The following is a 13065-nucleotide window of genomic DNA, read 5'->3' on the forward strand; positions in this document are numbered from 1 at the left end:
TTATTCGCTTACGGTGAAATATTCGGTTCGCTCAAACAATTGCCCGTCGTCCCTGCGTTCAATCAGCTGCATCCTGTAGGTTCCTTTCACATCGGGAATCCGGAAACTTATTTGCAATGAATCAGAGATAGCAACGTCAGGATTCCAGTACAACACCTGTCTGAAATCGGGGACATGCGCTTCCTTACTTTTCGGAACAGCAAGTGAAACCGGCTGTTGTAAACTTTCCACTTCCGTTTTCAATACCGATGGCGAAGCCGGCAAAATAGCTAAATCACCTTTCTTTGTGTAGATAGCCAACACACCGTCCATTTTCAGATTACCGTAAAACCGTTGATAAGGGACGACATCGATCCAGTCAATTTCCTTTGAGCCCAAAGGCGCAATTCGCGATAAATCATCAACCGGCACACCATCAACCAAAATCATCGGTTGCCCGGTCAAAAAAGCTTTCACGTCGTAATCCACCATTGTGAGCTCATATCCTTCTTTGCGTTCCCGAAAGCGAACCGCCTGAAGCAATTCCTTCGAGATGGCATTGAAATCTTCCAGCTCAAAAAATTCATCCGGATCAACTGTCATCTCCGGCTTCCCATAAAACGGATAGGGATAAACTAGATCAATTGCAACGGTTTGTTTCTGCAAGGTTTCCGTTTCGAAGACTTTTTGGAAAGTGACCAATTTAACGGCATCAGCCAGGTAGTTTCGCTCCGCTGCTCCCAGCGACAAATATTGATTCTGAAACGTCAGCTTCGAACTATCGACAAATTCATCCAAAACAACCTTCAACTCCTCCTCGTTGTCTTCTTTTTTGGCTTGTACCACAACCGACTTCTGTCCGTACATCTGCGGAAGCAAGAAATAGAAGCGACCATCGTCCCAGGTTTTATAATAATCGAAGTATGGAATCGAATCCGGAATAGAAAGAAAAACCGTTGCACCCGAAACAGCTTCTCCTGTGCCGCTGTCTTTCACCAGCCCCTGAATAACGACTCCCTCCTTTCGTGTCAACATTTCATTGCTTTCCAAATCGGGTTGAACAGGCAAACAATGTTCCTCCCAACCCGGCAGGCAGCGACTGACCACAATCGCGAAGTGCCTATTCGCAGCTTCGTCACCCTGGATCTGCACTTCGCCTGTTTCGCCAAACCGGTATTCATTTCGCAATCCAACCAACCGGTAAGCCGCGGATTGCAAAGACTCACAAGCGGGTAGTGCTGCTCGTCTCAACGGGAAATCCTCATCGGCACTTTCGAATCGGTTCACCACTAAAATTTCACGGTTGCCAATGGCCTGTTTCCGAAAATTCGGGCTGAAAGCCGTTAACAAATAACTTCCGGTCCGAAGTGAGTCGGGCAAATAAATGTGCCCGTTGGCGCAATGCTCTTCTATTTTAAGGTTGACGGAATGAATCAGTTGCCCATCTTCGCCCGACAAGGCTACGCACAAAACTTTAAAATCGAGCCCTGAATCCAGAAAAGCAGTCAGCAAAACCTCTTCCCCGCTAACATACACATCGCGGTCGGTTGCCAGGTAATTTGTATTGGTTTGTGCCATCCCTCTACAGACAGCCAAACTGAGCATCACAAGTAGTATTAAATAGTTCTGTTTCATGTTTAGTCGCTGTATGGATCCTCCCAGAATTCGGGGGGCGTGGTACTTTTTATCTGTCCGCTTGCAGGTATTGCGGCGGGGGCACTAACATAGTGGAAATAGGAATTCTTGCTGTAGTAAGGCACATAAGCGTAGAAGCGCTGGAACAGGTGCGAACTCACTTCAAAATAGCCAACAACCTCAACATCCGAATTCGAGGTACATTCAAAATTCGGTTCCAATTGTGCATAAACCGGGTCGAACAACTTTCCGTCAGCTTCCAGTTGCGCATTAACCGATTCGTAGAAATTATAGGTTTTCTCCGAGATTCCGAAGACCGACATATTGACCAACCAACCCACCATATAAGCACTCGAATCAATCTTTTCCTGTGTCACAAAGTCGCCAATTCGATTCGACAGAAACAGCAACTGGCGATCTTTCAACTGCGTTTCGTTTCCATACTCAGCCGGTCCTTCAATCGGAAAAATACCCGACTGGCCGTAATTGATCCAGCTGTAAACGGGCGGTGGCGATGGCATCTCATCAGGCGGAGGAACAATATACTCCAGTGTCCGGGGAAAGGTGAAACGGTAGTTTTTCAAGCCAGAAGAAACCGGCAGATCGGCGACAATCTGCATACCCGTGACCTCATGAGCCCGCGGTTGTCCATCCGAATCATAAGTGTAGGTTGTTATGGTATCGGCCACAACGTTCATACTGTCAATTGTTGGCACAGGCGGTAATGTTTCGAAACCGGACTCGTAAGTCTCCCCGACTGCTTCAACCACTATTTTGTACGAGGTTCCAGGGACAGCATCAAACGGAATACTGAAATTACCAGTCGATTCTTCTGACAGTTCCCAGCTGTTTCCACCGTCGTCGCTTATTGTTACGGCTGCTCCCGTAACCCACTCCTGGCTTTCAGTGGCATAGAAATTTCGGGTCATCCGGACCTTCACGTAATTTACGTCGGCATCGTTCGTGAGCAAAGCTTCAATCACGACGAGATTTTCAACCTGGTCCAAATCCGGGTTATAAGTATCCTCGCATCCGAGAGCTACCAGGCAAAACAAAGCAATATATCGTAAATAATTTTTCATCAGAAGCGGAAATTATAGGTTATTGAAGGAACCGGGATCCCGATAATTGAGAATTTGTAAAGACCAAACAAACCGGACGACTGATCTTCAGCTTCTCGCTGGTAGTAGACAGAATAGGGATTTTTGCGTCCGTAGAGGTTGTAGATCGACAGTGTCCAACTGCCCTTCCACATCCGCTTCCGCCTCAGGTTTTCGTCGAAAGTCAAACTAATGTCGAAGCGGTGATAGGTCGGCATTCGGTATTTATTCCGGTCCGAGTAATAAACCACTTGCTCGCCACCAAAGGTGTAGCGCAGTTCCGGCAGTGTCGTCGGACGCCCCGATGAAAGTACGAAGTTCCCTGAAACCCTCCAGCGACGCGAAATCTGGTAGTTGGCAACCACCGACACATCGTGAGGTTTGTCGTAAACCGAAGGGTAGTATTTCCCATTATTGATAACTTCTTCGTCGAAAGTATTATCGGTTTTTCGCATGGTGCGCGAGTAAGTGTAACTCAGCCAACCATTCAAACGGCCGGTCGCTTTCTTCACGTAAAGCTCCAAACCATAGGCATAACCATCAGCCTGAATAATATCAGTTTCCAAATGATGATTCATCACCAGCTGAGCGCCATTCTTGTACTCCACCAGGTTTTGTAAACGCTTGTAGTACATTTCAACCGAAGTTTCCAGCCCTTTTTGCGTGAAATCGCGGAAATAGCCCAAGGCCAGCTGATCCGATATTAATGGTGAGGTGTGATAATCACTGATTTTCCAGAAGTCAGCCGGCGACACCACGGACGTGTTTGAGATCTGATTCAGGTATTGATAAACCCTTTGATAAGCCCAGCGCACGGAAGAACCGTCGTTCAAGGTATATTTAAATGAAAGACGCGGCTCGAGACCCTGCCAGGTTTTTATTTTATCATTCTTCCCGAAAATCAACGAATCGACCACATGCTCTGCCGAAGAGCTGTAGTTGGGATCGTACAAATAAACGGTTGCCGGCCCCAGCGCAGTAAAACGGGAGTAGCGCACGCCTGCTGTCATCGCCAGCTGATCAGTGAGATCAAGCTCTGCACCGGCAAAGATTGCCGTTCCCAAAGCCTGTTCATCCTGCACCTTTTCATATTCAATATACGAATCACTCTGCCCCGGAGCAATTTCCCCCGGATTCACCTGCTGGTAATTGGCTTGAAAACCGAGATTCAACTTCAAACCATCCGACGGCAAATAACTGAAGTTGTATTTTCCACCCCAATATTCAATTCCGGTTTTCAGCTCGTAGTCCAATTCAGGCCCCAGGTCATCCTCCTCATACAAACTGAAGCGATAGCGACTGTACGAGGCATTGAAATCGGAGACGAACTTGGTTCCCAAAGCCAGCTTCCAGTTCAACGCGCTAATCAGGTTGTCGTATTGGTAAAGCGAGTTCGAGTTCAGGTTGAATTCGTCGGAACTGGAATAGGCCATCAACTTCAGTTTATTTTTATCCGAGAAATGGATGTTGACATTGCCATTCAGATCATAAAAACGGGCAACGCTGTGGCGAAACTCCAGATTGCGCATTTGTCGCAACATCCAATCGCTGTAGGTCGTTCGGCCGCCAAGCAAAAAGCTGCTCTTTTTATCTTTCACAAAGGGACCTTCGAGCGTAAAACGGCTGTTGATTAATCCCAAGCCACCATAAAACTGCAGCTTCTCGACCGATCCTTCTTTGAGCTGCACATCCATTACCGAAGCAACACGCTCGCCATAGCTGGCAGGCAAACCGCCTTTAAACAAAATCACATCGGAAACGGCATCCGGATTCAGCATCGAGAAGAAACCGAATAAGTGGCTGGTATTGTAAATGGGTGCTCCATCGAGCAAAATAAGGTTCTGGTCAGTGTTTCCACCGCGAACGTTGAAGCCCGACGCCAATTCGCCAACGCTCTGAATCCCGGGCATCATCACCACGCTCTTGATCACATCAGCTTCTCCCATCAAAACCGGCAGTTCTTTGATGACCTTTGCATCCACGCGGCTCATGCTCATCTGGGTTCGTGTGCTTCCCGAGTTATCCGCCTTAACTGTAATTTCATCCAGACTGTGGGTTTCTTCAAACAGGTCGAGCAACACCTCGCCATTTTCGATCAACTCCACCCGAACCGTTTGCGGCTCATAGCCCATGTAGCTCAACTGCAACTGGTGCAGTCCTACCGGAAGTTCCATTTCAAACTCCCCATTTCGGTCAGTACTGAAACCTTTGTCCAAATCGCGCACATAAATGACAGCTCCCGCCAGGCGATCTCCCTGCTTACCATCGGTAATTGTACCCTTGAGAACTGCTTTTTTATACCGGCCCCGATCAACTGGGTCACCGATAACCAGAACGGAAACATCGCCTTCTCGCCGGATATTCTCGCCGGACAGCGAGCGCGGAATCAACACAATGGCATCCTGAAAAAAACGATAACCGAGCGGGCTCTGTCCAAACACTTTATTCAGCGCCTGAACAAGCGGAATGTCGTCGAAGGTGGCGGTAACGGTAATGCTATCCAGCCAGCTTTGTTGATAATAAGATAGTAGGTGGTACTTTTCATTCAGATCGTCGAGAAAGCGCTCGACCGGAGCGTCGTTGTAGACGCCTGAAATTTTCGTCTCTTTAACGGAATCCTGGGCCAAAAGGTGAACGGTCCCCGCAAAGAGAAACAGTAAAGTCAGGTAGATTTTAAAAGTCATGAAGAGGGGTGAAAGGTTTAATTGCTTTAAAATTAAAGATTAAAACTCTCCCGACCTCATATTATCAATGATTTTTTTATCGTTAATACAACTTTTTCAGAATGAATAGCTGATCCCCGTGTAGAAACCGAAGGTGTATGGTTTGTAGCTGATATCCGGATTGCTGCTCAGCGACTCCAGGTAATAACGCATCTGCGGTTCGAATCGCAATTGCAAAGCCGGTGTAAGTTTGTACCCCAGTCCTACGCCAAAGTTAGTCGAATAACTCACCGAGTTCATATCAGATGTTTCGCCGATATTGCTTCGTCCGCTACCACTGTCGGCATAAGCAGAATTTCCAACGAGAAAACCGGTGTTCAAACCAGCCATCAGCTGTAGTCCGAACTTCTGATCAACTAATTGATAACGCAGCAAAAGAGGTATTTCAATATAATCGAAATGCTGCTCAAAGTCAGTACTGGTCATCAACACATCGCTTGAAGACGAAGCCAGCGCCTCATAATCTGCTGCAACTAGTGCATTTTGAGGGAGACTGTTCACCTGGATTGTACCTGCCGGAGTTTGAATAGAAACCGTTCCGTTGCTCGATTCGCCAACTTTGTAATACGCTGCACCGGATCCCGGAATACCGGATGTTTCAGGAGCAGCAGCATAGTCCAGGTTGCTGTTTCGATTCGACACATTGTTCGATGAGCTTTGGCTCAACGTGTTGTACATGACACCCGACTGTATACTCCAACGACCACTGCGTTTGACGGCAACCGTTAATCCGCCGCCCAATTGCATTGAGCTGTTTTCCGTCGCCTTGTTCATACCCGACGCATACTGTTGACTTTGTTTACTATCGTTGACCGCTAAAACAGGATTGACCTGCGCTCCAACTGCCCAACCGAGTCCGCTTCTTTTCTTTTTCTTTTCGCTTTGCAACGTCTGCTGGTTCTGAGCAATAATTGCCCGATCCTGCTCACTAAGGAATGCGTCGTCCTCCGACGGATCAATCTCATCAAGCTCGTTAGTCTTCGGATAGATGAACGCGATTTCAGACAAGCGTTTTTGCAACATGGCTAAAATTGATTCGCTGCGCTCAACTTCTGCGTTCTCTAGCACTGTCAAATTAGATGCTTCTGAACTTCTCTGTTGCTCTGAGTTCTTTTGTTTTACTACCGAAGACTCGTTTACTAAAAGGTCTTTATCGTTTGTGTTTTTACTGTCTCCTATTGTCCGGCTACTTTCTGCCAATTGACTCTCGACATCCTTTTCGTTATTAGAATCAATTTCATCTTCACCATTGAAATTATCTTTCCCAATCTGTTTCGCCGCCATTTCGTTCGTTGCAGGCAACTCCCCCTCGTGCTGCAATTCCCAACCCAAAAGGAAAGCCAGCAACAGAGCAGCTGCTACCCCACTGAATTTAATCCACAACGCTCTCTTTTTACGCTTGTCTGCTTCCTGCTTTTCCAGAATAGCATCCCAAACGTAAGCCGGCGGCTTGATCTCGAAGTCATCCAGCTTCGAGCGGAACAATTCGTCTATATGATTGTCTTCCTTCCTCATGCCGTGTAATTTTCTGCGTCAATCAACTCGTTTTTAATCCGGTCCTTCAAAATCATCCGGGCACGTGCCAGATTCGATTTGGAAGTTCCCTCAGAAATAGCAAGTTCTTTCGCAATCTCTTTGTGATTCATCGACTCAAAAACGTACAAGTTAAAAACCATGCGATAGCGCGGTGGAAGCTCCTGAATCAGTTTCATCAGGTCTTTGGTTGACAACTCAACGTCACTGAATTCTTCTTCCGCACTATCAAATTTCTCCATGTCTTCAACCGGATACATCGTGTGTTTTTTCCGAAACTTCTCCAGCGAAATATTCACCATTATCCGCCGCATCCACCCCTCGAAAGATCCTTGGTGCCGAAACGAATCGATCTTTTGAAAAACCTTGATAAAACCCTCCTGCAGATTGTCCTCCGCTTCGGTCTGATCCTTGGAATAGCGCATGCAAACCCCGAACATTTTGGGTGCAAAAAGCCCGTACAAGCGCGCTTGTGCACTTGCTTTGCCTGCAGCACATTCCTTAATCAAAACAGTCAGGTCGTTCAAATCGGGTTCTTTCGATTTATCAAATTAATTAACTCTCGCACCAATCAATCCGGCTGAGCAAATACATATTCCGCTCGATAGATGCGTCACAAACCAATCGGTTGCGTTGGAAATACAAAAATTACTGCTTTTTTTCAAAACAAAAAGGCAGCTCCGAAGAACTGCCTTTCCAAACATATTGTAAAACCGCTTACTTAAACAGGTGGTAAGTCACACCGATTGTAAAAGCCAGGTTCTTTTTGTCGTAAGTTTCTTTGTACGGAATCTGCAAGGCTGGCAAAGAAGACGGAGAATAAATAGCTTCTTTGTAGTTTCCTTCGTACGCCGTGTAAAGCATACCTAAGTCCAGGTCAAATTTTTCATTCACTTTAAACATAGCTCCGAAACCAACTGAATTGGCATCCAAGCTGTAATTGATATCAGACTGGAAGCCGCGTCCCACGCCTGTTTTTGTGTGCATATAACCGGCACTGATTGTTGTAATTTCGGAGATTTGATATTCCATACCAAGCGCGAGTTCGTACAGGTTTTTGTCCACGTTACTTTCTTTTCCGTCCCAGTTTGCATCTTTGTCAAAATAGTTGGAATAAGAAGCAGACACTTTTAAGTTTTCAAATAGCTGATAGTCCACTCCGGCTCCCAAAATCGCAGGAATATCGTTACGATATGTATCGCCATCAGGGAAAGTTCCTGTTCCGTCTGTTTTGGTGTGGTTCTCCAATTCCAGTTTAGTCCGGAATTCGTAGCGAATACCAATATTCATTTTGTCGAAGGGCTTCAGGTTAACGCCAATAATCGGAGTGAAACCAGTTCCTTTTTGCTTTACATCCACTTCCTGGTCGGCTGTCATTGCCGCAAGTTCCGCCTGTCCGATCGCAGTAAAGAAATCGGTAGCCGGAATATATCCACCCGTAGGATTTACCAATGGATGTTGCGGGTTGATCATGATATCACTGATGTGTCCATCATAATTGGTTACTGCATTCAGGTACCGCAAGCCAATTGCTCCGCTAAAAAAATCACAGAATTCATAAGAAGCACCTAGCTGGAAGCCAAGGTAAACTGATTTCCCTTTGAAATACAAATCGGCGCTGTAACCAGTCGTCGGTACACCCAACGCTGTAATAATCGTTGGCAATGCCGAAATTGGCAATTCGAACGAAGGCAAACCGTTTTTGTATTCAGCCGAACCACCTCCTGAATTAATTCCGAAGCCGAAAGACAAAGCCAGGCGATCTTTTTTGTACACTGCAAAACCAGAAGGGAATACTGGGATGGTTAAACCGCCTTCGTAACTTGATTGGTTCAAGGTTGGAGCCGTGTTTTCAATCGTACGGGTTTGAAACAAGCTTTGGTTGTTCAACGCAAAGTGAAAACCATTCTGCAATTGAGTTAGACCGGCCGGGTTAAAATAAACCCCGTCAATCTGGGTTGATGCGTTCCGGGATAACATCCGGATATACTGCGCACTTTGATTGGCATTGGTCAGGATACCTCCCGCAAAAACCGACGAAAAAGTGAGCATAAATGTTAAACACAGTAAATAAATCCTTTTCATAAAAATATTGTTAGTAATGCGGGCGCAAAAGTATCATTTTTTACCAATCAACAAAACAAATATGCTATATATCAGCCATTTACAGACTTTTCAAACTTTACAGTCGTTTATTCTACAAATTCAGAAAAGGCAAAAAAAAGAGCCCGACCAAGTGGCCAGACTCCTTCTTATCGCATAATAAATTGATTCTTACAGGTGGATTACCTCGTCGTAAGCGGCAGCTGCTGCTTCCATAATCGCCTCGCTCATGGTTGGGTGAGGGTGAATTGATTTGATCAATTCGTGACCGGTAATTTCCAAACGTTTTGCAACGACCAGCTCAGCAACCATTTCAGTTACATTGCCACCGATCATGTGTGCGCCTAACAGTTCGCCGTATTTCGCATCGAAAACCAGTTTTACGAAACCGTCTTTCTGACCGGCAGAACTTGCTTTACCACTGGCAGAGAATGGGAATTTACCAACTTTTACTTCGTAACCGGCTTCTTTCGCTTTGGCCTCAGTTAAACCAACTGAAGATACTTCCGGCATGGTATAAGTACATCCTGGAATGTTGCCATAGTCAACCGGGTGTGGATTTTGACCGGCGATTTTTTCAACGCAAGTGATCCCTTCAGCAGAAGCAACGTGTGCCAATGCTGGGCCATGAACGATGTCGCCGATTGCATAAACGCCTTCAACGTTTGTGCGGTAGAAATCATCAACAATGATTTTACCTCTTTCGGTTTTAACACCCATTTCTTCCAAACCAATACCTTCGATGTTCGTTGCTACACCAACAGCTGATAAAACAACTTCGGCTTCCAACTCTTCAACACCTTTCTTGGTTTTAACTTTCACCTTACATACTTTGCCTGAAGTGTCAACAGACTCGACAGAAGAGTCAACCATCACTTTCATTTTCATTTTCTTAAATGAACGTTCCAGTGTTTTTGAAACTTCTTCGTCTTCGTTTGGGACCACGTTTGGCAGGAACTCAACCAAAGTTACTTCAGTTCCAATTGATTGGTAGAAGTAAGCGAATTCGCTACCAATAGCACCTGATCCAACCACAACCATCGATTTTGGCTGTTTCGGAAGCGTCATTGCCTGACGATAACCGATGATTTTCTTTCCGTCCTGTGGCAAGTTTGGTAACTCGCGCGAACGTGCTCCGGTTGCTAAAATAATATGTTTGGCTTCAACTTTCGTTTTTTTGCCGTCAGCATCGGTCACCTCAACAACACCTTTTCCGGCTAATTTACCGAAACCGTTGATGACCTCGATTTTGTTCTTTTTAAACAGGAATTGGATCCCTTTGCTCATGCCTTCGGCTACACCGCGGCTGCGTTTTACCATCGCTTCAAAATCCGGCTTCACTTCACCGGTAATGGCTACACCATAATCTGCGGCATGAACAGCATACTCATATGCCTGCGCGCTCTTTAACAATGATTTTGTAGGGATACATCCCCAGTTCAAACAGATACCGCCAAGGTTTTCTTTTTCAACCACGGCAACTTTAAAACCTAACTGGGCTGCCCGAATGGCGGCAACATATCCGCCAGGGCCACTCCCTATCACTAATACATCGTAGCTCATAATAGTTGTTTCGTTATTTTTTCGACTGTAATGAAAACATCTAATGTTCTAAAAAGTTTTGAAAAAATGTTCCGGAGAAAAGATTTCAAAAATCGAAAGATTTCGCTCGCTTCGGAAACAAAAAAGCCGGTAAAAACCGGCTTTATATTTTAATCTAAAAGTTCTGCAAGTTTGCTGTCGAGTGCTTCACCGCGTAAATCTTTTGCGATGATTTTTCCATCGGGATCCAACAGAATTGAGTGTGGAATTGAAGTTACATCGTAAAGGCGAGCAACTTCATTTTGCCAGTATTTCAAATCCGACACATGGTGCCACGCCAGTTTATCGTCATCGATGGCTTTCAACCAGGCATCTTTATCGCGATCCAGAGATACACCCAAAATATCGAAGCCTTTATCTTTGTATTTATTGTAAGCCGCAACAACATTCGGGTTTTCCTGACGACATGGTCCGCACCAGCTTGCCCAAAAGTCAACTAACACATACTTTCCGCGCAATGAAGAAAGTGTCAGGGGGTTTCCTTCCGGATCGTTCATTGTAAAGTCAGGTGCTTCAACACCAACGGCCGTTTTTGCCTGTGCTGCCACCATCTCGTTCAATTTAACGACGTATTCTGATTCTGCCAATTTCGGATCGAAACCATCAACGAGGCTTTTCAGCTCAGCATATTCCAAACGACCACCTAACTGCGACAATGCGATGAATGGTCCGACAACGCTATTACTGTGTTCGCGAACAAAGTTTTTCGCATAAACTTCCATGTTGTCGGAAGCCGCTTCAATATCGATACGGATGCGATCCATTTCGTCCTGGTTACCGGTTGCAGCAGCTTGAGAATACTGAGTTTGATATTCGCGGATTTTTTGGCCAAGGTTGGTTACTTCATCAACATACGTATTGAAAATATCAGTCGTTTCTGAACCGGTGATTTTTGTTGCACGAAGGCTATCCTTGTAACTTTCTACTTTAATATTTGCATTCTCCAGGAAGAATTGAGCGAAATAATCACGCTCATTCAAGCGTAAAAAGTTCAACTCCGGCAATCCTGCTGATCCTTCGAAGGTGAATTTTCCAGCAACAAGTTTCGCGGTGTCTACAACCAACGGCTGACCAGCCTGTGCTTTCACCAGGTATACAACACCCGAGTCCAATCCGGCAATGGTACCGCTCACCGTATATTTATTTGAATTGCTTTGACAAGCGGCGAGCACCATCACAAGCAGGATGATTGGAAATAATTTTTTCATTCTTTTACTTTTTGAGATTGATAATATGTTTCTAATAATTCTTTTGCTGCAACAAACGAGCTCAACTCTTCATTCAATACCTGTCCTTCAAAATTTCCGAGTATTTCTTTGATCTTGGGGTTTTGGTAGAAGTTCGATTTCAGCTGATCATTAATCGTTTCGTACATCCAGAACTTCGACTGTTCGCTTCGCTTAAACTGAAAGTAACCGTTCTGATTGACGTGGCTAAGATAATCATTGATTGTTTTCCAAATCTTGTCGATTCCAATCTTTTTATAAGCCGAGCAAGTCAGTACCTTAGGCTTCCAGCCCGAATCGGTAGGCGGAAACAACTGCAAGGCACTCATGTACTGAACACGCGCCATTTCTGCCCGATCTACGTTGTCGCCGTCGGCCTTATTTATCGTGATGGCATCGGCCATTTCCATAATTCCACGTTTGATTCCCTGCAACTCATCTCCCGCTCCGGAAAGCATCAGCAACAAGAAAAAGTCGACCATGGAATGAACGACGGTTTCGCTTTGTCCAACCCCAACAGTCTCGATAAAAATGACATCGAAACCTGCAGCCTCGCAAAGAATAATGGTCTCGCGCGTTTTCCGGGCAACACCACCCAGCGAGCCCGCCGAAGGAGAAGGACGAATGTAAGCATTCGGGTCGATTGAGAGTTCTTCCATGCGGGTCTTGTCACCCAGGATACTTCCTTTCGACCGTTCGCTACTCGGGTCGATCGCCAAAACTGCCAGCTTGTGACCCAGCGAGGTAATATATTTACCGGTCGACTCAATAAAAGTACTCTTCCCAACCCCCGGCACACCTGTAATCCCGATTCTGATTGATTTTCCGCTGTATGGCAAACATTTCAGAATAATTTGCTGCGCAATTTTCTGGTGTTCCGGCTTCGAGCTTTCAACCAGCGTTACCGCCTTGCTCAAAATAGTCCGGTTACCTTCAAGAATTCCGGCTACATACTCCTCAACAGAAAGCTGATTTTTCCGTTTATTCTTCAGAAATCGCTGAATTGAGCTCTCATCAAACGAGTCGGGCTGTTCCACTCCACTATTCACATTCAAACCTTTGTAGGCCTCATCATTCTCTATATGGTGATGTTCGTGATCTCCTATCATCTTTCAAAATTTTTACGAGTTACGAAGGTAAAACTTCGCTGTAGATAAAAAAAAC

The 13065-nt window shown here is 45.5% G+C and carries 9 protein-coding genes; all 9 read right to left on the reverse strand.

Annotation, left to right across the window (positions count from 1 at the left end; genetic code table 11):
* Window positions 1-1614, reverse strand: coding sequence for a hypothetical protein (locus BC643_RS21495; RefSeq protein WP_147377300.1), 1614 nt, complete (start codon window positions 1612-1614; stop codon window positions 1-3).
* Window positions 1615-1616: 2 nt separating this feature from the next.
* Window positions 1617-2696 (reverse strand): DUF4249 family protein, encoded by a 1080-nt coding sequence (locus BC643_RS21500; protein ID WP_120275357.1) that lies wholly within the window; start codon window positions 2694-2696, stop codon window positions 1617-1619.
* Complete coding sequence (locus BC643_RS21505) at window positions 2696-5398, reverse strand: TonB-dependent receptor (RefSeq protein WP_120275358.1); 2703 nt, start codon at window positions 5396-5398, stop codon at window positions 2696-2698. Before BC643_RS21505 ends, BC643_RS21500 begins: the two co-directional genes overlap by 1 nt.
* 96 nt (window positions 5399-5494) lie before the next feature.
* Window positions 5495-6952 (reverse strand): outer membrane beta-barrel protein, encoded by a 1458-nt coding sequence (locus BC643_RS21510; RefSeq protein WP_120275360.1) that lies wholly within the window; start codon window positions 6950-6952, stop codon window positions 5495-5497.
* A complete protein-coding gene (locus tag BC643_RS21515) occupies window positions 6949-7497 on the reverse strand; it encodes an RNA polymerase sigma factor (protein WP_245995041.1) in 549 nt (182 codons plus the stop codon). Before BC643_RS21515 ends, BC643_RS21510 begins: the two co-directional genes overlap by 4 nt.
* Window positions 7498-7687: 190 nt before the next feature.
* A complete protein-coding gene (locus tag BC643_RS21520; RefSeq protein ID WP_120275361.1) occupies window positions 7688-9055 on the reverse strand; it encodes an OmpP1/FadL family transporter in 1368 nt (455 codons plus the stop codon).
* Window positions 9056-9244: 189 nt separating this feature from the next.
* Entirely contained in the window at window positions 9245-10636 is a 1392-nt protein-coding gene (lpdA, locus tag BC643_RS21525) for a dihydrolipoyl dehydrogenase (protein WP_120275363.1), read from the reverse strand.
* Window positions 10637-10785: 149 nt separating this feature from the next.
* Window positions 10786-11883, reverse strand: a complete 1098-nt coding sequence (locus BC643_RS21530) for a TlpA disulfide reductase family protein (RefSeq protein ID WP_120275364.1) — start codon at window positions 11881-11883, stop codon at window positions 10786-10788.
* Window positions 11880-13010, reverse strand: coding sequence for a methylmalonyl Co-A mutase-associated GTPase MeaB (gene meaB, locus BC643_RS21535; protein ID WP_120275365.1), 1131 nt, complete (start codon window positions 13008-13010; stop codon window positions 11880-11882). Before meaB ends, BC643_RS21530 begins: the two co-directional genes overlap by 4 nt.
* Window positions 13011-13065: the final 55 nt, after the last annotated feature.

Source organism: Mangrovibacterium diazotrophicum (assembly GCF_003610535.1).
Classification (GTDB): domain Bacteria; phylum Bacteroidota; class Bacteroidia; order Bacteroidales; family Prolixibacteraceae; genus Mangrovibacterium; species Mangrovibacterium diazotrophicum.